General features: G+C 63.6%; 23 protein-coding genes. 11 read left to right on the top strand and 12 right to left on the bottom strand.

The annotated features are described in order from the left end of the window. Positions 1-27 precede the first annotated feature (27 nt). Positions 28-879, bottom strand: a complete 852-nt coding sequence (locus HHL25_RS16725; protein WP_169593672.1) for an SDR family NAD(P)-dependent oxidoreductase — start codon at positions 877-879, stop codon at positions 28-30. Between the two features lie 208 nt (positions 880-1,087). Between HHL25_RS16725 and HHL25_RS16730 the strand changes: the two genes are divergently transcribed. Beyond that, positions 1,088-2,311 carry an argininosuccinate synthase gene (locus HHL25_RS16730; protein WP_169593675.1) on the top strand — a complete coding sequence of 408 codons (1,224 nt, stop codon included), beginning with the start codon at positions 1,088-1,090 and terminating at the stop codon, positions 2,309-2,311. Between the two features lie 61 nt (positions 2,312-2,372). Here the strand turns inward: HHL25_RS16730 and HHL25_RS16735 are convergent, their stop codons facing one another. Continuing rightward, positions 2,373-3,566: a multidrug effflux MFS transporter gene (locus tag HHL25_RS16735; RefSeq protein WP_246701856.1), complete on the bottom strand. Its 1,194-nt coding sequence runs from the start codon at positions 3,564-3,566 to the stop codon at positions 2,373-2,375. A 258-nt stretch (positions 3,567-3,824) separates the two neighbouring features. Here HHL25_RS16735 and HHL25_RS16740 point away from each other — a divergent pair, with 258 nt between their 5' ends. Further along, positions 3,825-5,888 (top strand): M3 family metallopeptidase, encoded by a 2,064-nt coding sequence (locus HHL25_RS16740; RefSeq protein ID WP_169593677.1) that lies wholly within the window; start codon positions 3,825-3,827, stop codon positions 5,886-5,888. A gap of 31 nt (positions 5,889-5,919) precedes the next feature. Here the strand turns inward: HHL25_RS16740 and HHL25_RS16745 are convergent, their stop codons facing one another. Next, entirely contained in the window at positions 5,920-6,390 is a 471-nt protein-coding gene (locus tag HHL25_RS16745) for a YiiD C-terminal domain-containing protein (RefSeq protein ID WP_246701857.1), read from the bottom strand. A 188-nt stretch (positions 6,391-6,578) separates the two neighbouring features. Here HHL25_RS16745 and typA point away from each other — a divergent pair, with 188 nt between their 5' ends. Together typA and HHL25_RS16755 are read left to right on the top strand one after the other, a co-directional pair. Then, positions 6,579-8,411 (top strand): translational GTPase TypA, encoded by a 1,833-nt coding sequence (gene typA, locus HHL25_RS16750; RefSeq protein WP_169593679.1) that lies wholly within the window; start codon positions 6,579-6,581, stop codon positions 8,409-8,411. 203 nt (positions 8,412-8,614) lie between these two features. Continuing rightward, positions 8,615-9,121, top strand: coding sequence for a GNAT family N-acetyltransferase (locus HHL25_RS16755; RefSeq protein ID WP_169593682.1), 507 nt, complete (start codon positions 8,615-8,617; stop codon positions 9,119-9,121). A 27-nt stretch (positions 9,122-9,148) separates the two neighbouring features. Here HHL25_RS16755 and HHL25_RS16760 read toward each other — a convergent pair whose 3' ends face one another. After that, entirely contained in the window at positions 9,149-9,775 is a 627-nt protein-coding gene (locus HHL25_RS16760) for a hypothetical protein (protein WP_246701858.1), read from the bottom strand. Between the two features lie 185 nt (positions 9,776-9,960). Here HHL25_RS16760 and ppa point away from each other — a divergent pair, with 185 nt between their 5' ends. Next, on the top strand, positions 9,961-10,494 hold the full coding sequence (ppa, locus tag HHL25_RS16765) for an inorganic diphosphatase (RefSeq protein WP_154720346.1): 534 nt from the start codon (positions 9,961-9,963) through the stop codon (positions 10,492-10,494). Positions 10,495-10,496: 2 nt separating this feature from the next. Here ppa and HHL25_RS16770 read toward each other — a convergent pair whose 3' ends face one another. Both HHL25_RS16770 and HHL25_RS16775 read right to left on the bottom strand, forming a co-directional pair. Further along, positions 10,497-10,811, bottom strand: coding sequence for a DUF167 domain-containing protein (locus HHL25_RS16770; RefSeq protein WP_169593685.1), 315 nt, complete (start codon positions 10,809-10,811; stop codon positions 10,497-10,499). Beyond that, entirely contained in the window at positions 10,808-11,128 is a 321-nt protein-coding gene (locus tag HHL25_RS16775) for a YggT family protein (protein ID WP_169593687.1), read from the bottom strand. The genes HHL25_RS16770 and HHL25_RS16775 overlap by 4 nt, the downstream gene beginning before the upstream one ends. A gap of 114 nt (positions 11,129-11,242) precedes the next feature. On the opposite strand from HHL25_RS16775, the gene HHL25_RS16780 reads away from it, so the two are divergent. Further along, positions 11,243-12,487 carry an MFS transporter gene (locus HHL25_RS16780; RefSeq protein ID WP_169593690.1) on the top strand — a complete coding sequence of 415 codons (1,245 nt, stop codon included), beginning with the start codon at positions 11,243-11,245 and terminating at the stop codon, positions 12,485-12,487. On the opposite strand, the gene HHL25_RS16785 is transcribed toward HHL25_RS16780, so the two are convergent. The 6 genes from HHL25_RS16785 to hemC form a co-directional block, all read right to left on the bottom strand. Continuing rightward, a complete protein-coding gene (locus HHL25_RS16785) occupies positions 12,475-13,203 on the bottom strand; it encodes a glutamine amidotransferase (protein ID WP_169593693.1) in 729 nt (242 codons plus the stop codon). The genes HHL25_RS16780 and HHL25_RS16785 overlap by 13 nt on opposite strands. Beyond that, positions 13,196-13,675: a tellurite resistance TerB family protein gene (locus HHL25_RS16790; RefSeq protein WP_169593695.1), complete on the bottom strand. Its 480-nt coding sequence runs from the start codon at positions 13,673-13,675 to the stop codon at positions 13,196-13,198. The genes HHL25_RS16785 and HHL25_RS16790 overlap by 8 nt, the downstream gene beginning before the upstream one ends. Positions 13,676-13,685: 10 nt before the next feature. Next, the gene (locus tag HHL25_RS16795; protein ID WP_169593697.1) at positions 13,686-15,284 is read right to left on the bottom strand and encodes a heme biosynthesis protein HemY; all 1,599 of its coding nucleotides are present in this window, start codon (positions 15,282-15,284) and stop codon (positions 13,686-13,688) included. A 12-nt stretch (positions 15,285-15,296) separates the two neighbouring features. Further along, on the bottom strand, positions 15,297-16,550 hold the full coding sequence (locus HHL25_RS16800) for a COG4223 family protein (RefSeq protein WP_169593700.1): 1,254 nt from the start codon (positions 16,548-16,550) through the stop codon (positions 15,297-15,299). Positions 16,551-16,640: 90 nt separating this feature from the next. Then, positions 16,641-17,366: a uroporphyrinogen-III synthase gene (locus tag HHL25_RS16805; RefSeq protein ID WP_169593702.1), complete on the bottom strand. Its 726-nt coding sequence runs from the start codon at positions 17,364-17,366 to the stop codon at positions 16,641-16,643. Between the two features lie 4 nt (positions 17,367-17,370). Then, entirely contained in the window at positions 17,371-18,300 is a 930-nt protein-coding gene (hemC, locus tag HHL25_RS16810) for a hydroxymethylbilane synthase (protein WP_169593704.1), read from the bottom strand. Positions 18,301-18,373: 73 nt separating this feature from the next. Between hemC and tsaD the strand changes: the two genes are divergently transcribed. From tsaD to HHL25_RS16835, 5 genes are read left to right on the top strand one after another with little or no spacing between them, the layout of a single operon-like run. After that, complete coding sequence (gene tsaD, locus HHL25_RS16815) at positions 18,374-19,471, top strand: tRNA (adenosine(37)-N6)-threonylcarbamoyltransferase complex transferase subunit TsaD (RefSeq protein ID WP_169593707.1); 1,098 nt, start codon at positions 18,374-18,376, stop codon at positions 19,469-19,471. Then, on the top strand, positions 19,468-20,457 hold the full coding sequence (locus tag HHL25_RS16820) for an NAD(P)H-dependent glycerol-3-phosphate dehydrogenase (protein ID WP_169593709.1): 990 nt from the start codon (positions 19,468-19,470) through the stop codon (positions 20,455-20,457). Before tsaD ends, HHL25_RS16820 begins: the two co-directional genes overlap by 4 nt. Positions 20,458-20,489: 32 nt before the next feature. Continuing rightward, on the top strand, positions 20,490-20,783 hold the full coding sequence (locus HHL25_RS16825) for a YciI-like protein (protein ID WP_169593711.1): 294 nt from the start codon (positions 20,490-20,492) through the stop codon (positions 20,781-20,783). 7 nt (positions 20,784-20,790) lie between these two features. Then, a complete protein-coding gene (locus HHL25_RS16830) occupies positions 20,791-21,222 on the top strand; it encodes an EVE domain-containing protein (RefSeq protein ID WP_169593713.1) in 432 nt (143 codons plus the stop codon). 9 nt (positions 21,223-21,231) lie between these two features. Further along, the gene (locus tag HHL25_RS16835) at positions 21,232-21,876 is read left to right on the top strand and encodes a class I SAM-dependent methyltransferase (RefSeq protein WP_169593715.1); all 645 of its coding nucleotides are present in this window, start codon (positions 21,232-21,234) and stop codon (positions 21,874-21,876) included. Positions 21,877-21,885: the final 9 nt, after the last annotated feature.

Consider the following 21,885-nt stretch of genomic DNA (forward strand, 5'->3'; position numbering starts at 1 on the left):
GGGCTGCCGTGCGCTTGCCAATCGGCCTTATTGACCGTTGAGATAAGCCCTGAACTTTCCGCCGTAGTCCGGATGCCAGCGCGATAGCGGCGGCCGGTTTTCGACGATGTCGCCGGCCGCCCAGAGAATGCGCTTCTCGTCGGTGGCGCGATTTACTTCATTGTCGGGGCAGAGAATGTAGAAGTCGCCGCGCCCGATGCTCTCAAGCATGAAGTCGACGGTTTTTTCCGGGGTCCACGCCCCCTCGGGCTTTTCCGTGCGCCCGTTGGCCGTCAGCGCCGTGAAGACGAAGCCAGGGATCATCAGGTGGGCGGTCACCCTGCAATCGGGCGTATTGCGCAGCTCATGCTGAAGCGCTTCCGTAAACGCCTTCACGCCCGCCTTCGAGACGTTATAGGCCGGATCTCCGGGCGGCGTTGTGATGCCCTGCTTGGAGCCCGTGTTGATGATGAGTGCGGGCTCGCCGTGGCCGATCATGTGAGGCCCGAAGGTGCGCGTGCCGTTGATGACACCCAACAGGTTGACGCCAAGCACGTTGTCCCAATTGGCCTGCGGTCCGAAAAGGCTGCTGCCCGGCTGGATGCCGGCATTGTTCATCAGCACATGCACGCGACCGAAGCGCTGGATGACGGCGCGTTCGAGCGCCTCCAGTTCGTCGAGCTTTGCGACGTCCGTCTCGATGGCGACGATGTCGGTGTCGGGATGGGCAGAAAGTTCGGCGACCTGTGCGCAGGCGTTCGCCAGGCGGTCGCCACCGAGATCGGCAAGCACGACGCACATGCCGTTTCTGGCGAAGGCCTTGGCGGCGGCGAGTCCAATCCCGGATGCTGCGCCCGTCACGACGGCGACCTTGCCTTCGGCGATAGCTGGATGTTGCATGTCGGTGTCCCTCTTCGTTTGTCTCGAACACCGCTGGATATGGGTCGCGTGGCGGCTCCGGTCAAACAGTGTCGGGATGCCGGGCTTTTTGCCGCGCGCCGGCGACCCATTGTCCCTTCCCCTTGCGCGGCGCGATAATCTCGCTAAAAGTGCCGCAAACCAAGGGCCCTGGTCCATGCGGCTCAATGCTCACGAACGGACTTTCATCATGGCATCGCATAAAGACGTGAAGAAGGTCGTCCTCGCCTATTCGGGCGGGCTCGACACCTCGATCATTCTGAAATGGCTTCAGACGGAACTCAACGCCGAAGTTGTGACCTTCACTGCCGATCTCGGCCAGGGCGAAGAGCTCGAGCCGGCGCGCCGCAAGGCGGAAATGCTCGGCATCAAGGAGATCTTCATCGAGGACGTCCGCGAGGAATTCGTCCGCGACTTCGTCTTCCCGATGTTCCGTGCCAATGCCGTCTATGAAGGCGTCTACCTGCTCGGCACCTCGATCGCCCGTCCGCTGATCTCCAAGCACCTGATCGACATTGCCAAGAAGACCGGTGCCGACGCGATCGCGCACGGCGCAACGGGCAAGGGCAACGACCAGGTCCGTTTCGAGCTTTCGGCCTATGCGCTGAACCCCGATATCAAGATCATCGCTCCGTGGCGCGACTGGTCGTTCAAGAGCCGTACCGACCTTCTGGAGTTCGCCGAACAGCACCAGATCCCGGTTGCCAAGGACAAGAAGGGCGAGGCTCCCTTCTCGGTCGACGCCAACCTTCTGCACTCTTCGTCCGAAGGCAAGGTCCTCGAAGACCCGTCGATGGAAGCTCCGGAATACGTGCATATGCGCACGATCTCGCCGGAAGCCGCTCCCGACAAGGCAACGATCATCAAGATCGGCTTCGAAAAGGGTGATGCGGTCTCGATCAACGGCGTTCGCATGAGCCCGGCCACCATCCTCGCCCAGCTCAACGACTACGGCCGCGACAACGGCATCGGCCGTATCGATCTCGTCGAGAACCGTTTCGTCGGCATGAAGTCGCGCGGCGTCTATGAGACCCCCGGCGGCACCATCCTGCTCGCGGCCCACCGCGCCATCGAATCGATCACGCTTGACCGGGGTGCGGGCCACCTCAAGGACGAGCTAATGCCGCGCTATGCCGAGCTCATCTACTACGGCTTCTGGTTCTCGCCGGAACGCGAGATGCTGCAGGCTGCGATCGATCTCAGCCAGCGCCATGTCGAGGGCGAAGTCACCCTGAAGCTCTACAAGGGCAATGTCATGGTCATCGGCCGCGAGAGCGAGAAGTCGCTCTATTCGGACAAGCTGGTGACCTTCGAGGACGACCAGGGCGCCTATGACCAGAAGGATGCGGCCGGCTTCATCAAGCTGAACGCGCTGCGCCTTCGCACACTGGCAAAGCGTAACCTGAAGGGCTGATCAGCCCATTCGATCAGGAATTCGAAGCCCGCCGCTGCAGCCCGCAGCTGCGGGCTTTTTGTCATCCTGCGCGCCGCCGCGCCCAGAGGAAGGCGAGATAGGCGGTGATCGACAGGAATTCCATCGCGGGGATGACGGTGCCGAAAGCTGTCAGGGGATCGCCGATCATGGCCGCAGCAACGCCGCCGAGGAAGCCGGAAGCCATCTGTATGAAGCCGATGAGCGCGGCAGCCGACCCGGCAATCTCGGGATGGGGTGCAAGTCCGGCAGTGGTGATATAGGGGCTGACGAAGGCGATCCCGAATGAACAGACGGCGACGGGTCCCATGATCGACAGGAAACTCGGTTCGACGAATTCGACGGAAAGGGCGATCGCCGCGCCGCCGATGCCGACCAGGAGCAGGCCGACCAGCAGTGCGCCGCGCTCGCCCAGCCGCCGTGCGAGGAGCCGCAGGGCGACCGAGCCGGAAAAGAAGAAGCCGGATTGCATCAACATGCCGAAGCCGAACTGGCTGGGCGTCAGGCCGACATGGTTGATCAGCACGAACGGCAGCATGGTGGATTGGGCATAAAGCGCGCCGATGCAGCCTCCGAGTACCAGTGCCGAGAACAGCACGCGCGGATCCGAGATCAGCGTCGCATAGGCCCGGGCGAGGCGATCCGGTCGAATGAGGGCCCGATCCGGCGTGGTCGTCTCGGCCATCAGAAGGCTGATCGTCAGGCTGGTGCCGATGCCGAACACGACCATCAGGAAGAAGATCGCCTGCCAGCCGGAAAGCGCGAGCGCCAGGCCGCCCAGCGTCGGGCCGGCGGCAGGGCCGACCGCCAGCATGATGCCGATCATGTTGAGGATCCGGGCCGCTTCCGCGCCGTTGAACTGGTCGCGAACGATCGCGCGGGAAACCGTGACGCCAACCGATGCGCCGATCCCCTGGATGAGGCGTCCGGCAAGCAGGAAATCGACGGTCGGGGCAAAGGCGGCAATCAGGCTGCCGAGGATGTAGATCGTCAGGAAAACGAGCGTCGCCTTGCGGCGTCCGAATGCATCAGAGACCGGACCGGCAAGAAGCTGGGCGACGGCAAATCCGCCGAAATAAATGGAGAGGCTGAGCTTGATGGCGCTGTCGGTCGTCTCGAAGGCCTTGACCAGTTGCGGCATGGCGGGGGTGTAGACGGCCATGGAAACCGGGCCGATGGTGGTGAGGAGGGCGCCGATCAGCGAGGTCCGGCGCTCGCTCATGCGAGCCTTTGTCATGCAATTCCGTTCTTGCGATTTTTAAGGGCGCCGAGCCGAACCTGCTGTGTCGTCGCCGAGGAATGACTGCGGACCATAGGCCCGGCAGGCCGATTTGGCGATAGGAAGAATACGACATTCATCGCGTTGCCTTGGCGCCTGAGGGTAAGAAATTTTGTCGGTCTCGGGCTCCGCGCTTGCCAAGTTCGCACCACGAATACCATATCGCATGTCAGTAGCCTGCTTCGCGGGCGTCCGTCAGGCCAAGGGGAAATCGTCATGAGCAAAACGTCGTCCGTCAATCCTGCCGTCTTCGAATGGAACGGGCCGAACACTCTGCCACGCTTCGAGGCGGTTTCCGATGGCGACTACGCTCCGGCTTTCGAGGCGGCCTTTGCTCTCCACGACGCGGAGATCGATGCGATCGCCGGCAACGCCGAGGCACCGACATTTGCCAATACCATCATCGCGCTCGAAACCGCCGGTGACGAGCTGTCGCGCGTCTCGGCGCTGTTCTGGAACAAGGCGGGCGCTCACAGCAACGATACGATCCAGGCTCTGGAGCGTGACATTGCCCCGAAGATGTCGCGCCACTACTCGAAGATCGGCATGAATGCCGATCTCTTCCGGCGGATCGACACGCTCTGGGAGGCGCGCGCCGGCCTTGGCTTGACGACCGAAGAGCTTCGCGTGCTCGAGCGCCACTGGAAGGGCTTCGTCAAGTCCGGCGCCAAGCTCGAACGAAAGAGCCAGGAACGGCTCGCTGCCATCAACGAGCGCCTGGCAGGCCTCGGCGCGCAGTTCGGCCAGAACGTGCTCGCCGACGAGAAATCCTGGTGCCTGCCGCTCAAGGGCGGCGAGGATCTCGCCGGCATTCCCGACTTCCTCAAGGAGGCGATGGCGGCGGTGGCCGAGGCCCGAGGCGAAGGCCATGCGTATGTCGTCACGCTCTCCCGCTCGATCATCGAACCGTTCCTGACCTTCTCGACCCGCCGCGATTTGCGCGAGCAGGCCTTCCGCGCCTGGGTGGCACGCGGCATGAACGGCGGCGAGAGCGACAACCGCGCCATCGTCAAGGAGACGCTGGCATTTCGCGCTGAAAAGGCCGGCCTGCTGGGCTATGCCAATTACGCCGCCTACAAGCTCGACGACACCATGGCCAAGACACCCGAAGCGGTGAACGCACTGCTGATGAAGGTCTGGGAGAAGGCCGTCGACCAGGCAAAGGCAGAGGAACGCGAACTGGGCGCGCTCGTGGCGGAAGAAGGCAAGAACCACGAGGTCATGCCCTGGGACTGGCGCCACTATGCCGAAAAGCTTCGGGCGCGGAAGTTCGATTTTTCCGAAACGGAGCTGAAGCCCTACCTGCAGCTCGAGAAGATCATCGAAGCCTGTTTCGATGTCGCCGGCAGATTGTTCGGCATCACGGCGGTGCCGCTGAAGAATGTGGTCGGCTATCATCCTGACGTGCGGGTCTTCGAGATCCGGGACCGCAACGGCAAGCTGGTGGCCATGTTCCTTGGAGACTATTTCGCCCGGCCGTCGAAGCGCTCGGGCGCCTGGATGAGTTCGTTCCAGTCGCAGCACAAACTGCCCCTGAAGAATGGCGCTGTCGGCGAGATCCCGATCATCTACAATGTCTGCAACTTCGCCAAGCCCGAGGAAGGGCGCCCGGCGCTCCTGTCGCTCGACGATGCGCGCACACTCTTCCACGAGTTCGGCCACGCGGCGCATGGGATGTTGTCGAACGTCACTTATCCCTCTGTGTCGGGAACCGGCGTGTCGCGTGACTTCGTCGAGCTGCCGTCGCAGCTTTATGAGCACTGGTTGACGGTTCCGGAAATCCTCAAGACCTACGCGGTCCACTACGAAACCGGGCAGCCGATGCCGCAAGCGCTCCTCGACAAGGTGCTGGCCGCCCGGACTTTCAATGCCGGCTTCGCGGCCGTCGAGTTCACGTCGTCGGCCCTCGTCGACATGGCCTTCCATACCGGCGGTGCAGTCGAGGATCCGATGGCCCTGCAGGCGGAGGTGCTGGAGAAGATCGGCCTGCCGAAGTCGCTCGTCATGCGCCATGCCACGCCGCACTTCCAGCACGTCTTCGCGGGCGACGGCTACTCGGCCGGCTACTATTCCTACATGTGGTCCGAAGTGCTCGATGCGGATGCTTTCTCGGCCTTCGAGGAAACCGGCAACGCCTTCGATCCGGCAATGGCGGAGAAGCTCAAGGCGAACATCTACTCGGTCGGGGGCTCGGTCGATCCGGAGGTGGCCTATACGTCCTTCCGCGGCCGTCTTCCGAGCGCGGACGCGATGCTGAAGAAGAAGGGGCTGGCGGCCTGAGGGCGGTCCAGCCTCGACAAAGGCCGGCGGGTCAAGGCAGTCTGGTGTTCACGAAGGCCACGAACTCGCCTTCGAGGCGGCCGGCGATGATGCCGTCCGTCTCCAGTACGGCGCCGACCAGAATGCGCGCCCGTCCGCGCCGGGCCAGCAGCCGTGTGAACGAGGCCCAGGAATTCGGATCGACGAGGTAGGACCGCGCCGTGAAGTCGTCGGTTATCGGTGCGAGGTAGTCCATCGTGTTGTGCTGGATGACCACGCGGCTTTCCAACCCTTCCGATTTCAGCCGCAGGTGCAGAAGCGACCACGCCGAGAGGATCGCCACGGCTGAAGCGCTGCCGCCGAACACCGTTTCCCGGTGATTGATATTCGGCGCGAGTGGTGCCGCCAGCGTGATGCTCTTCTCGTCCGTTGCGGCGACGCGGACATGCATGGCGGCCGAGATCGGGATGTGGTCATGCAGATAGGACTGTAGATCCGCGGGTGTCATTATCGGGCTGGCCAAAATGGGTATTCCTCCTCAAGGGGTGCCTTGTTATGCCGAATTTAGGAAGGCCGTAGCCGGCCCGGAAGCCCCGTTTGACGGGGCAGAAGCTCTTACCCCTTTCGCAAACGCAAAAAACAGGGTATGAGCGCGCCAAAGAAACAAGGCGCCGCACCCCGTCTCGCGCCCCAGCCATCAGAGATCTTTTCATGAAGCTTCGCAATATCGCGATCATCGCGCACGTCGACCATGGGAAAACGACCCTCGTCGACGAGCTCCTCAAGCAGTCCGGCTCGTTCCGCGAAAACCAGCGCGTTGCAGAACGCGTCATGGATTCGAACGATCTCGAAAAGGAACGCGGCATCACCATTCTCGCCAAGGCGACCTCGGTGGAGTGGAAGGGCGTCCGCATCAACATCGTCGACACCCCCGGCCACGCCGACTTCGGCGGTGAGGTCGAGCGTATCCTGTCGATGGTCGACGGCGCGATCGTTCTCGTCGACTCGTCCGAAGGCCCGATGCCACAGACCAAGTTCGTGGTCGGCAAGGCGCTGAAGGTCGGTCTTCGCCCGATCGTCGCGATCAACAAGATCGACCGTCCGGACGGTCGCCATGAGGAAGTCATTAACGAGGTCTTCGACCTGTTCGCCAATCTCGACGCCACCGACGAGCAGCTCGACTTCCCGATCCTCTACGGTTCGGGCCGTGACGGCTGGATGAACGTCAATCCCGAAGGTCCGAAGGATCAGGGCCTCGCGCCCCTGCTCGACCTCGTGCTGGAACATGTTCCGGAGCCGAGCGTCGGCGACGAAGACGGCGCCTTCCGCATGATCGGCACGATCCTTGAAGCCAACCCCTTCCTGGGCCGCATCATCACCGGCCGTATTCACTCCGGCTCGATCAAGCCGAACCAGGCCGTCAAGGTTCTCGGCCAGGATGGCAAGCTGATCGAAAACGGCCGTATTTCGAAGATCCTGGCTTTCCGCGGTATCGAGCGCACGGCGATCGACGAAGCCCATGCGGGTGACATCGTCGCGATCGCCGGTTTGTCAAAGGGCACTGTTGCCGACACGTTCTGCGATCCTTCGGTCACCGAGGCGCTGACCGCCCAGCCGATCGACCCGCCGACCGTCACCATGTCCTTCATCGTCAACGACAGCCCGCTTGCCGGCACGGAAGGCGACAAGGTTACCAGCCGCGTCATCCGCGACCGCCTGTTCAAGGAGGCCGAAGGCAATGTCGCGCTGAAGATCGAGGAAGCCGAGGGCAAGGATTCGTTCTTCGTCTCGGGCCGCGGTGAACTTCAGCTCGCCGTTCTGATCGAGACCATGCGCCGCGAAGGCTTTGAGCTGGCCGTGTCGCGTCCGCGCGTTGTCATGCATAATGACGCGACGACCGGCCAGTTGATGGAACCGATCGAGGAAGTCGTGATCGACGTGGACGAGGAACATTCCGGCGTCGTCGTCCAGAAGATGTCGGAGCGCAAGGCCGAGATGGTCGAGCTTCGTCCGTCGGGCGGAAACCGCGTCCGCCTGGTCTTCTTTGCGCCGACCCGTGGCCTGATCGGCTATCAGTCGGAGCTCCTGACCGACACCCGCGGCACCGCGATCATGAACCGCCTGTTCCACGACTATCAGCCCTACAAGGGTCCGATCTCCGGTCGTATCAACGGCGTTCTCCTCTCCAACGGTTCGGGCGAGGCGGTTGCCTATGCGATGTTCAACTTGGAAGACCGTGGTCCGATGATCATCGAGCCGGGTGAAAAGGTCTATCAGGGCATGATCATCGGCATCCACAGCCGTGACAACGACCTTGAGGTCAACGTTCTCAAGGGCAAGCAGCTCACCAATATCCGCGCCGCCGGCAAGGACGAGGCAGTCAAGCTTACCCCGCCGATCCGCATGACGCTCGACCGCGCACTTTCCTGGATCCAGGACGACGAACTGATGGAAGTCACGCCGAAGTCGATCCGTCTTCGCAAGATGTATCTCGACCCGAACGATCGCAAGCGCATGGAAAAGGCCAAGGCCGCACAGGGCTGATTGGCGGACGACGTCTCTCCTTTGTAACCCCGGTCCTCGCGGCCGGGGTTTTTGTTTGTGCATACGGCGGCCATCGGGCTTGCGGCGGGCGTTAAGATTGCGTTAAATTTCTATCTAATGGTCCAGTTGATGGTTCCGGAGAGGATGTTTGCGGCGGCATGAGGTCGTCGCTCGAGTGTCTCCGGTCCGGCGAAAGTGGCGTTATGAAGACGTTGTCGATCGATGTGCGTCCTGCGGAGCCGCAGGATGCCGCTTCCATAGCGGAGGCGCACCGCTGCTCGTGGCAGCACACCTATGCCGGCCTGATCCCGCATCGCCCCCTGGTCAAGATGATCGAGCGCCGCGGTGAAACCTGGTGGCGCAAGGCAACCCGCGGACCGGCAACCATTCTCGTCGTCGACGTTGCCGGAACCATCGCCGGCTATACGACGCTCGGTCTCAACCGGGCACGCGCCCTTCCGCAGGAAGGGGAGATCTACGAGATCTACATGCGCCCCGAATACCAGGGTATCGGGCTCGGCCACACGCTTTTCGGCGAGGCGAGGCGTCTCCTGAAATCGCTGGGCTGCAACGGCATGGCCGTCTGGTGCCTGGAAGACAGCCAGCATGCGGTCGACTTCTTCCGCTCCAATGGCGGCGTGGATGCCGTCGAAGGCATGGAAGACTTCGACGACGTCCAGTTGAAGAAGCTCGGCTTCATCTGGAACTGAGCATTTCGGCTCCGTTACTCCAAGGCGTCACTCTTGTGCCAGCCCCTCCGGCCAGACATGAGTCGGATCGCTGGTCTTGTCACCACGCTTGCCCGTCCACATGCTCTCCTGATAGCCGCAGGCAAAGTCTCGGGCCTCATTGTCGGCGATCTGCCGCGCGAGTTCGTTGGCGTTCGGATTCGATAGAGCGTCGACATAGCCGACGACGCAGCTCAACCCATCGTCAGGCTGCGCCACCCGCGAGATAACGAGCACCTGTCCCTCGGCCTCCTTGGTCGGTGAGCCGGTGTCGCCGATGTTCTCGATGAACCAGCGCAGGATCGCGGCGAACGGCTTTCCGGAGGCGTCGAGGCGCCACTCGACCTTGGTGTTGACGTGGTTGAAGGGTTCGAAGGATTCGAACGCGCCTTCAATGAGCTCTTTCCTGACAGGGCCGTAAAGCATGCTCTGGCGCAGATCGCCTTCGAGGAAGTGAATGTCGTAGCCCTTGAGGCCCTTGCACTTCATGATCGCGCCCATGTCGTCCGAGGCGATCGTCTTGCACTTGTCCAGATCGAGATCCGTGTAGGTGCTGTCGGCGGCCGTCACCGGGCCGGTCAGAGCCAGCATGGCGAAAATGGCAATCGCAGTCGTCAGTCTTGCGTCAGTCGTCATCGAATATCCCCCTCGTGCGGCACTCGTCCTGAGCGCAGATAAGATCGATCCTATTGCGCGAAGAGGGAGGAGAAAAGGTCGATTTTCGCAGTCGTTGGGCGACGGTCTTCGCCCAAAGCTGTGTTGCATTGCATCGGAATTCCCATTAGGAAACGCGGGATTTCAACACTCCCATGGGGATGAAAATGCGTATAGATGCAATCAAGATCGGCAAGAACCCGCCGGATGACGTGAACGTCATTGTTGAAGTGCCGGTCGGCGGCCACCCGATCAAGTACGAGATGGACAAGGAAGCTGGCGCGCTGATCGTCGACCGCTTCCTCTACACGCCGATGACCTATCCGGGCAATTACGGCTTCGTTCCGCACACCCTGTCGGAAGACGGCGACCCGATCGACGTCCTGATCTGCAACACGCGTCCCCTCGTTCCGGGTTGCGTCATCAATGTGCGCCCGATCGGCGTCATGGTCATGGAAGACGACGGTGGCAAGGACGAGAAGATCATCGCCGTTCCGTCGCACAAGCTGACCCAGCGCTACGACAAGATCGAAAACTACACCGACATGCCGGAGATCACGCTGAAGCAGATCGAACACTTCTTCGAGCACTACAAGGATCTGGAACCCGGCAAGTGGGTGAAGATTGCGGGCTGGCAGGACGTCAGCGTCGCGAAGAAGCTGATCGTCGAAGCGATCGACCGCTTCAAGGCACAGAAGTAAGATCAGAGGGCGACAAGCTCGTCTATCCGTCTTGCCAAGTCCTCCGGGTCGCCATCGATCCGGAGGATTTTTTGTCTGGCGGTGTCGCCGGACACAAGGGAAATCGAGGACTTCGGTACGCCCAGCCGCTTGGCGATGAGGACGATGAGGGCCTGGTTGGCCTTGCCCTTTTCCGGAACGCAGCTCACGCGGGCCTTCAGGTGGGCCTCGCCGTCGCCATTGGGCTCAATGCCGTCGATCGCGTCACGCCCGCCATTCGGGGTCAGGCGAACGGCGAGCCGCAAGTGGTCAGCAAAGAGCTTGTAGGGCCTGCTCAAGCAAAGAGCGGATAGAGGCTGTTCCACATGAAGGAACGGACGAAGAAGATGATGAGCAGCACGACGATCGGCGAGATGTCGATACCGCCGAGATCCGGCAGGATGCGGCGCAGCGGACGCAGGACCGGCTCGGTCACGTTGTAGAGGAAGGTGCCCAGCGAGTTGACGAACCGGTTGCTCGAATTGATCACGTTGAACGCATAGAGCCAGGAGAAGATGGCACTTGCGATAAGCACCCAGGTATAGAGGTTCAATGCCAGATCGATCGTCTGAAACAGCGCGAGCATGCAGGTCTCCATTTCTCGGTTGACAGACATGTAGACATTGGCGACTAAACCGGCAAGTACTGCGGCCCGGCGGAAGACGAATCATGTTTAACGGGCGAACCGGCCGTTTCCGTTGCGCTTTCGCCCGACTGGAAAGTTTCCTCGATGTCTGCAGCTCAGTCCGCCGATCGCTTCGCGGCATTCCGGCACACTTCCTATCTCCGCTTCTTCATCTCGCGCTTCCTCGGTGCGTTCGCCACGCAGATCCTCTCGGTCGCCGTGGGCTGGCAGATGTATGACGAGACCGGCAGCGCCTTCTTTCTCGGGATGATCGGCCTGGTGCAGTTCCTGCCGTCGCTGCTGCTGATCCTGGTGACGGGTTCGGTGGCGGACCGATACAATCGCCGTGCGATCGTGGCGAGCTGCATGGTGGTCAGTGCGCTTTGTGGGGGCGCACTGCTGCTGCTCACACTGTTTAATGCCTTCGAACCTGTCCTCGTCTTCGCCATCCTCGTGGTGTTCGGGATCGAGCGCGCCTTCAATGCGCCCGCCGTCCAGTCGCTGGCGCCGAACCTCGTTCCGCCGGAAGATCTCGGCAATGCGGTTGCCTGGAACTCGTCCTCCTGGCAGACCGCCTCGATCGTCGGGCCGGTGGTCGGCGGCCTGCTTTACGGTGTCAGCGCCTCGCTTGCCTATACCGTCTCCTTCGTGTTCTTCATCGGGGCGGCGGTTCTGGTGTTCATGGTTGCGAAGCCCGCCCAGCGCAGTCCCTCAAAGGCCGTGTCCTGGGACACCATCCTCGCCGGCTTCCGCTTCATTTTCGGCGAGAAGGTGGTTCTCGGGGCGATTTCGCTCGACCTCTTCGCGGTGCTGCTCGGCGGCGCCATCGCGCTCATGCCGGTGTTCGCCCGGGACATCCTGACACTTGGGCCGCTCGGTCTCGGCCTGCTGCGCGCGGCGCCGGGAGTCGGTGCCATTCTCGTCGCGATTGCGCTCGCGAGCTTCCCGGTCCGGCACAATGCGGGCGTCTTCATGTTCATCGGCGTCGCGTTGTTCGGCGCCGGCACGATCGTCTTCGGCCTGTCCGAGACGGCCTGGCTTTCAATCGCTGCGCTGATGCTGATGGGGGCGGCCGACATGGCGTCCGTCTATGTTCGCGAGACACTGATTGCGCTGTGGACGCCGGACGAAGTGCGTGGCCGCGTGAATGCCGTGAACATGGTTTTCGTCGGAGCGTCGAATGAACTCGGCGAATTCCGTGCCGGCACGATGGCGCATCTCGTCGGGCCGGTGGCGGCGGTCGTGATTGGCGGTGCTGGAACGCTGGCGGTTGCCGTGGTCTGGGCCCTGGGTTTCCCGCAGTTGCGCAAGATCGACAGTCTGGAAGCTCCCAACACTCAGGCGAAGTGAGGGTTCTTCACGAAGACGAGGTCGAGGAACTCCGACAGCCAGGCACGAAGCGGAGCATCGAAGATCATGCGGCCTTCGAGATGCTCGCGTCCCTGCTGGGCGTTCGGCATGATGAAACGATGTGCTCCATGCACGACCCATCGCTGCATCATGGCGCGGGTCAGTTCGGCATGAAACTGCAGGCCCCAGGCCTGCTGGCCATAGCGGAAGGCCTGGTTGCGGTAGACATCGCCCTCGGCCAGGAGCTGGCAGCCGTGAGGCAGGTCGAAGCCTTCCCGGTGAAAGTGATAGACCATCTGGGGCCAGCGCATCAGCAGACGACCGTGTTCGGTCGGACGGATCGGGTACCAGCCGATTTCGACGCGGCCATCTCTGTCTGCCTCGACCTTTCCGCCGAGATGGCGGACCAGCATTTGCGCGCCGAGGCAGATGCCGAGGAACGGCTTTTTTTCCTTGAGAGGCACGGCCAGCCAATCGGTCTCTGCGCGCACGAAGCTGTCGGGATCGTTGGCGCTCATCGGGCCGCCAAAGACGACGGCACCGGAATGCGCTTCAAGGGTCTGCGGCAGGGGCTCTCCCAGAACCGGGCGGCGGATGTCGAGCGGAAAGCCCTTTTCCTCCAGCATCTGGCCGACGCGTCCGGCGCTCGACCGTTCCTGATGCAGCACGATCAGCACCGGGGCGCGGCCCTTTGAGCGTGCCGGAACGTCAAGCATCATCATTTCCCGTCAGGCCGGAGCGCGACTTGGCGCCCTGCCGTGCGTGCACGCGATCGCGACCCGAGACGCCGAGAAGCTCGGCGACGCGCCAGATCGCATGGTCTTCCATTTCACTCCGGGTGCCGTCGGCATAGACGATGTCCCAGAGAATGCCGATCAACTGCTGGCGCTGTTCGTCATTGAGGGCGCGCTTCAGATCAGATGTGAAGCGGTAATAGTCCACCGCCTCGCTTTCGGCGCGCGCACCCTCTTCCAGGAGAGCGTTGAGGGACGGTTCGTCGAGCTGGTATTGCTCGCGCAGGATCGACCGGAGCTTTTCGCGTTCGGCAGCATGTATTACGCCGTCCGCGTCCATCACCTGGAGGCAGAGGCCCGCGACCGCGATGCGGATGTCGTCCGGTGCGAACGAGGGCCTCTGGTCCCGGTTCTGGGTCAGGCTCTGGAAGAAGGCTTGCAGTTGTTCCAGCATGCGTTCGCCCTCAAAACAGCTTCATGCGGCTCTTCTGTTCCGCTTCCGACCGACGCTCGTCCTTGCGGACGCCCGGATCATCGGGCGCATGGCCGAAGAATGGTTCCGGTTCCTTGGCCGGCGCGGCGGCAGTGCGGTCGCCGGCCTGCTTCGCGGTCGTCCTGGCCGGTGCCGGTTCCACTTCCTTGAGCACGGTGGTCGCCTCGACGACCGGCGTCGGTTTCTGGGCCTCGACCTCGATCTCCGTCGTCTTGACCGGAGGAAGGGTCTCAAGAGCCAGTGCCGCGGCGCCGAGCGAGCTTTCCTCGACCGGGCCTTCGAGCTGGTCGAAGGGGACCTTCCATTCGAAGGCGTCGAGCCTGCCGGTCACGGGGGATACCGGCAGCCATTTGTCGGATACGTGGCCGTCGGCCACCCAGGCCGGATCGCGGCCGGCTTTCAGCGCCTGGGCCATCCAGTGGCGGATACGGCCCTGGTCGCCGGTTTCTGCCTCCTCGATGTCGGCCAGCAGCAGGTAGACGCGTTCGCGCGATTCCATGCGGGCGGCGGCTTCGGCCTTGGCGCGCGCCTTCTCGAATTCCTGCGCGTCCAGCGCCGCTTCGGCGACGATCAGCAGGGATTCCGTGTTGTTGGTCCGCAGCGCCTCAAGCCGTTCGGCACGCTTCAGCCGATCGACGGCGCTGTCGCCGCTGCGTGCCCGCAGATAGGTCCGAGCGATCTCGGGATGCGGGTTTAGCTTCCAGACCTGTTCGAGCACGTTGGAGGCCCGGCGCAGGTTGTCTTCCCGGAGATAGGCCTTGGCGGCGACGATGGCGGCCGGCACCAGGTCTTTCGCCAGCTTCAGCGCCTGAAGCGCATTGTCGCGGGCGGCGGAAGGCTGGCCTTCAAGGTGGTCCTCGGCCTTTGCCGTCAGCAGTACGGCCTTCAGGCGGTCCGCCTCGGCGCGGTTCAGCACATGGGCCACGCGCTGCTGGTCCAGCAGGCGAATGGCGTCGTCCCAGTGACCGGCGCGGCAGCGATGTTCCAGCGTCGCCTTGGCGGCCCAGGGAAGGTAGGGGGCCGCTTCGGCTGCGGTCTCGGCATACTGGCGGGCGGCTTCGTGGGCTGCCAGACGGTCAGCCTCGACATAGAGACCACGGAGGCCGAGCTCGCGGGTTTCCGGATCTTCGGTCATCTGCTGAAAAAGCTGGCGGGCCTCGTCGTGGCGTCCTTCGATGACGGCGGCCTGGGCATCGAGTACGAGGATCAGCGGTTCCTGGTCGGCGCGCAGCAGGCCGCGCGCCCGGGCACTCATCTTGCGGGCGAGCGCGGCATTGCCGGCGCCGGCCGCGATCAGGCCGGTCGAAAGCGCCTGATAGCCACGATCGCGCGTGCGGGCACGGAAGTAGCGCCTGACGGAATGGGGCGAGGTCCAAACGGTTCGGATGAACCACCAGCCGAGCATAAATACGGCGACAATCAGCAGGACGATCGAGGCGGCAACCATCAGGCTCATCTCGATCAGCTGGCCCTGCCAGAGGATCGACAGCGAACCGGGGCGATCGGCAAGCCAGCCGAAGCCAAAGCCGAGAGCCAGAACGGCGAGAATGAAGAACAGGATCCTGGTCATCGGTTTCGTTCCTCAGCCCTTCTTGCCGCTGACGGTGGCGGCCAGTGCGTCGCCGACCAGCGTCTCGATCTCGATCCGGGTCTTGAGTGTCGAGACGAAGGTCGCCGACACGGTCTTGCCTGTCTCCGGAAGACCTTCCCATTCGATCGTGGCGCCCTTCAGGTCGCCATTCTGCAGCTTGTCTTCCATGCGGGCGATGATCGCCTCGGGTGTTGCACCCTCGACATTGCCGACCGGGCGAACCTTGACCACCGAGAGCGCACTCGACAGCAGGCGCTCGCCGATGCCCTGGTTCGGATCAGGCTGATGGATCGCCGCGAGAATCGCATCCGCCACACCGCCGAACTGGCGGGTGAGCTCGGCGCGGGAAGGAATGCCGGTCGCCGCGTGCGGGCGAAGGCCTTCGATCGCCGGCTCTTCCGGTGCGATGGCCGCAAGCGCATCAAGCTCGGCCATATAGGGGCCGCCGCGTTCGGTGGCGGACTTCAGCGCCGTCAAGGCAATGGCCTTGGCCATCTCGACGTCGGAACGTGGCGCGTCGATCTTCTTCTCGGCCTCGGCGAGGCGTGCGTTGAGGCGGGTCTCGGTCTCGCCCAGAGCGCTGGCATTGCCGGCGATCTCGGTCTTCAGCGCGTCCAGCGCGGCGGTCGTTTCGGACAGGCGCTGGCGGAGTTCCTCGATCGCTGCGGTGTCCGGCGGCGCTGTCGTCTGATTGGCTATTGCGGCCTCCAGGGCGGCAAGGCGTTCCTCGGCGCGCGGATCCGTCGCCGTGGTGGGCGTGCTTGCGAGATTGGCGACCTCAGCCTTCAACGCGGCGATCTGATCCGCCAGCGCGGACGTGTCCGCAGGTGATTTCGTTTGGGGCGAAACGGCCGGGAGATAGCCTGCATATTGCATGCTGCCGGCGCCGGCCAGTGCCACGAGGCCACCGAAGATGCCGGCGGCGACAAGCGCGGAGAGAGCCGGGCTGGACTTCGCCGGGCGCGCCTCGCGCAGTTCCCCGGCTGCGGTCGAGGTCGATGCCTGGGCGGCCTGGCCGGTTTCGGAAACGGCTTCGCTCGGTGAATCCGCCTGCTCGCTGAAGCTTGCCGTTTCGGCATTTCCAAGGGTGAAGGCAGCGGACGGCTCATTTGCCTCCGGTGCCGGGTCGGCGCTGCCGTTGGCCACGCCCGTCGCGGTCTCGGACGGCGTTTCCTCGGCGGTCAGGTCGATGGTGACCGGGTCGTCTGGCGACTTCGAGCGACGGGGCGGCTTTCCGGAAACCATGGCAACCTCTTCATTTCCTTGCGGTGCAAATAAAACTAGTCAGTCGGACCCGCGAAAGAAAGGGCGAAGATCAATTTTGGTTCCTCGACCTTAGAGTAGGGTCAGCAGCGATGCTTCGTTTGGTGCCGTCGCCGCCCGGGCTTTCAGGCGATGCGGCTCGGGCACCGAGCATGCGATCTTTTCGCTCAGGCACAATATGCGCGTTTCGGCGAACTGGCCGGGGCGAGACGTCGTCAGTTCGAGTTCAAAGAAGCGCCGTGCCCCTTCGCTCGAATAAAGGAGGAGGGCATCGACCGGGTGCGATCCGACAATCCGGTCGACCTCTTCTTTCGAATGGGCAAGCGGGCGCATCCGGTAACATAGGCAGGTCTCGACCGGTATCTTGAGGGCGGCAAGCTCGGTCTCGAAGCCCGGGGATCTGGGCTCGCCAGCGAGATAGAGGAGCGGGCGTGCCGCGTCGACCGTCCTGTCGAGCCTTTGCCCGACCAGTCGGGCGAGACCGACACCGTCGTTGACTCCTGAATGAACGTCATGAAAACCGAGCGCTTTTGCCGCGTGGGCGGTCCTGTCGCCGACCGCAAACAGTGGCGTGTCGAAGGAGCGGCCGGTTTCTCCGCCGAGGGCCGCAAGCACGCGGACCGCCTCGGCGCTGGTGACGGCGAGCGCCGCATGGGGGCGGCCAAGGGCCGCCCGCGTCGATTCGATGTCGTGTTCAGCCGTGAAAAGCGGGAGCAGGAGCGGTTCGTGCCCCTGACGTCTCAGTTCGGCGGCGGTGATACTCGCCGCCGGTTCCGGTCGGGTCACGAGAACCCGCATGTCCCTAGCTCCAGCTGTCGAAGAAGCCAGTGCCGGCTTCGGCGCGGATTGCTTCGCCGGCCTCGCGGCCGATGGCGGGGGCTTCGGTGCGGTCACCTTCGCGGTGAATCTCGTGGAAGCGGGAGCCGTCGGGCGTGAGGATCATCCCGGAAAACGTGATACGGTCGCCCTCGCACCGGGCGTAGCCGGCGATAGGAGTACGGCACGAGCCGTCGAGGGCCGCAAGGAAGGCCCGTTCGCAGCTGACGGCATCGAAGGTTGCGTGATCGTTGATCGTCTCGAGTAGCGAATTCACCCGGTCGTCGCCGATGCGGCTTTCGATGCAGATGGCTCCCTGCGCCGGAGCAGGTGGAAAATCCTTCGGGTCGAGCAATTCGGTCGGCACGTCCTGCTTGCCGAGGCGGCGGAGGCCGGCATAGGCAAGCAGCGTGGCATCGACCTGGCCTTCGGCGAGCTTGCGTAGGCGCGTGTCGACCAGGCCGCGGAAGGTGATGACCTTGAGATCCGGACGCAGGCGCCGGATCAGCGCCTGGCGGCGGAGCGACGAGGATCCGACCGTCGCACCCTGTGGAAGATCGACGAGGCGCGACGAAGCGGCGCCGATGAAGGCGTCGCGGACATCTTCGCGCGGCAGGTAGGCAGACAGGAACAGGCCCTCCGGCAGAACGGTCGGCATGTCCTTCGACGAGTGCACGGCGAAGTCGAGATCGCCGGACAGCAGCTGCTCTTCCAGTTCCTCGGTGAACAGGCCCTTGCCGCCGATCTCGGAGAGAGAACGATCGGTGATGCGGTCACCCTTGGTCGACAGGACGACGATCTCGAACATGTCTTCGGCAAGTCCGTGGGCCGCCATCAGCCGGTCGCGGGTCTCATAGGCCTGGGCGAGCGCCAGCGGGCTGCCGCGCGTGCCGATGCGGAAAGGTTTTGTTTGCATCCGATCTGATCCGTTGTTACCGGAAGTTCTCGTAGACCGGTTTCCGGGTGATCGCAATCAACGAACAGGGCAAATGAGCGCCAAACTACGCATTCTCGGCATCGAGACGAGTTGTGACGAAACGGCCGCAGCGGTCGTTTCGCGCTTCGAGGACGGCACGGGCCGCATCGAGGCCGACGTGGTGCTCAGCCAGCTCGACGAGCACAGCGCCTATGGCGGCGTCGTGCCGGAGATTGCCGCACGCGCGCATGTCGAGGCTCTGGATAGCCTGATCGAGGAAGCCCTTGTCCGGTCCGGGACGACGCTTGACGAGATCGATGCGATCGCCGCGACCGCAGGGCCGGGGCTGATCGGCGGACTGATCGTCGGGTTGATGACCGGCAAGGCGATCGCGCATGCGACGGGCAAGCCGCTCTATGCCGTCAATCATCTCGAGGGTCATGCGCTCACCGCGCGGCTGACGGACGGGCTTTCCTTTCCCTACCTGATGCTGCTGGTTTCCGGCGGGCATACGCAGCTGGTTCTGGTTCGCGGCGTGGGTGACTACGAGCGGTGGGGCACGACCATCGACGATGCGCTGGGCGAGGCCTTCGACAAGACGGCGAAGCTTCTTGGACTGCCTTATCCGGGTGGACCGGCTGTCGAGAAGGCGGCGGCCAGCGGCGATGCGAAGCGTTTCAACTTTCCGCGGCCGCTGGTCGGCGAGGCGCGACTCGATTTCTCCTTTTCCGGCCTGAAGACGGCCGTGCGGCAGGCTGCCGAAGGCATAGCGCCGGTCACGGACCAGGATATTTCCGATATCTGCGCCTCCTTCCAGAGGGCGATTTCCCGCACCCTCGACGACCGGATCGGTCGTGGACTGCAACGGTTCCTTGCCGAATTTCCGGATCGCGAAGGCATGCCGGCCCTCGTGGTCGCCGGCGGGGTGGCGGCGAACCAGGAGCTGCGCCGCACGCTGCAGTCGCTCTGCGACCGCCACGGCTTCCGCTTCGTCGCGCCGCCGCACCATCTGTGCACCGACAACGCCGTGATGATCGCCTGGGCGGGGCTCGAGCGGATGGGAACGGGCCTGCCTTCGGACACGCTCGACGTCCAGCCACGTTCCCGCTGGCCGCTCGATGCGGGGGCACAGGCCGTGATCGGCCACGGCAAACGTGGAGCGAAGGCATGAGTGGAAGAGAAACGATCGCCGTGGTCGGCGCGGGCGCCTTCGGAACGGCCCTGGCCGCCGTGATCGCCCTTGAAGGAAAGGCCGACGTGACGCTGGTCGGACGCGATCCCTCGCTGATGGCCGACCTGCGGAACGACGGCGTGCACGATGCGGCTCTTCCCGGCATCCGCCTGCCGGATGCCCTGAACTACTCGCACGAGCCGGAAGTGCTCTCCGCAGCCGAAACCGTGCTGTTCGCCATGCCGTCCCAAGCCCAGGTTGACGCGGCAATGGCCTATGGCCCTTATCTGAAGGACGGCGCGACCGTCGTCACATGCGCCAAGGGGATCGACCGCGCGACGTCGCGGCTTCTCTCCGACGTGCTGGAAGAGGCCTTGCCCCACCATTCCATCGCCGCCCTTTCCGGGCCGGGTTTTGCCGCCGACATCGCAAGCGGTCTGCCGACCGCCATGGTGATCGCGGCTGCGTCGCTCGGCGAGGCCGAAGGTCTGGCCAAGGCGATCTCCGGGCGCACGTTCCGTCTTTATGCCTCCGACGACCGCATCGGCGTGCAGCTCGGTGGCGCGTTGAAGAACGTGCTCGCGATCGCCTGCGGCGTCGTCGAGGGCATGGGGCTCGGTGATTCGGCACGCGCGGCCCTGATCGCGCGCGGCCTTGCGGAAATGTCCCGGCTGATCGCTGCGATGGGCGGTAAGGCGGATACCGTGCGTGGGCTATCGGGCCTCGGCGACCTCGTGCTCACCGCGACCAGCCACCAGTCGCGCAACCTGCGTTTCGGGATTTCGCTCGGCCGGGGCGAACCGATCGACTTCTCACGCGGCCAGCTGGTCGAGGGGGCATTCGCCGCGGCGGTGGCCTCGCGGCTTGCCGAGGGGCTGGCGGTCAGCCTGCCGATCACCGATGCGGTGACTGCGATCATCGAGGGTAGCCTCGATATTCCGACTGCGATCGAACAACTGATGTCGCGGCCGATCACCACCGAGTGACGGGCGCCAAGGAAACAAGGAGAGACCAAGTCATGCTGTTTGCCGTGATCTGCGCCGACAAGCCCGCCCATCTCAACCTGCGCATGGAGACCCGTCCGGCCCATGTCGAATGGCTGAACGGCCTGAATGCCGCCGGCACGCTGAAGATCGGCGGCCCCTTCCTCGACTCCGACGGCAAGCCCTGCGGCTCGATGCTGCTGATCGCCGCTGAAGATATCGAAGGCGCCAAGGCGATCGCGTCGGAGGACCCGTATGCCAAGGTCGGTCTGTTCGCCAATGTCGAGATCAAACCCTACAACTGGGTCTTCAATAATCCGGAGGCTTGAGGGCGACATGGCATTCTGGCTCTACAAGTCCGAACCCTTCAAGTGGTCGTGGCAGATGCAGAAGGACGCAGGGGCCGCCGGCACCGAGTGGACGGGCGTGCGCAACTATCTCGCGCGCAACAACATGCGGGCCATGACGATCGGCGACAAGGGCTTCTTCTATCATTCGAACGAGGGATTGGAGATCGTCGGCATCACCGAGGTCTGTGCGCTTTCGCATCCGGATTCGACGGCCGAAGGCGACGCCCGTTGGGATTGCGTCGACATCCGCGCCGTGATGGACATGCCGAAGCCGGTGTCGCTCAAGGACATTAAGGCGAACGAAAAGCTCGCCGCGATGTCGCTCGTGACCTCGATGCGGCTTTCCGTCCAGCCGGTCACGGAAGACGAATATCTTGAAGTCTGCCGGATGGGCGGGCTCGACAATCCGCCGCGCTGAGGGGGTGGCTTGTACACCGATCCTGAACTCTTCATCCGTGCCAATACCAGCCTGACGGCGCCGCCACATGTGCCGGAAATCCGGCTTCGACTAGCGAGCGAGGTCCATGATCTCTGGCTGAAGACGGAGGAAGACCTTCAGGAGATAGGCCTTCCGCCGCCGTTCTGGGCCTTTGCCTGGGCCGGCGGGCAGGGGCTTGCCCGTTACATTCTCGACCATCCCGAAGAAGTGCGCGGCAAGCGGGTGCTGGATTTCGCAAGCGGCTCGGGTCTCGTCGCGATCGCGGCGAGGCTGGCCGGTGCCAGCGAAGTCGTCGCCGCCGACATCGATCCATGGGCGGAGACGGCCATCCGCCTGAATGCCGTGGAAAACGGCGTCGAAATCGGCTTTGTCGGAGAAGACCTGATCGGCCGCCCCCTCGATGCGGACGTGCTGCTCGCGGGCGACGTCTTCTACGATCGTGACTTCGCCAATGCGCTGGTCTCTTGGTTCGGTACGATCGCCGCCGAGGGAAAACGCGTGCTGGTCGGCGATCCGGGGCGCAGCTACCGGCCGACCGAAAGGCTGGAGGCGCTCGCGACCTACGAGGTGCCGGTCACGCGCGTGCTCGAAGACAGCGAAGTCAAGAAGACGACCGTCTGGCGTTTTCGCTGACTGTGGTGA

The sequence above is a fragment of the Rhizobium terricola genome, assembly GCF_012927355.1.
Lineage (GTDB): Bacteria > Pseudomonadota > Alphaproteobacteria > Rhizobiales > Rhizobiaceae > Allorhizobium > Allorhizobium terricola.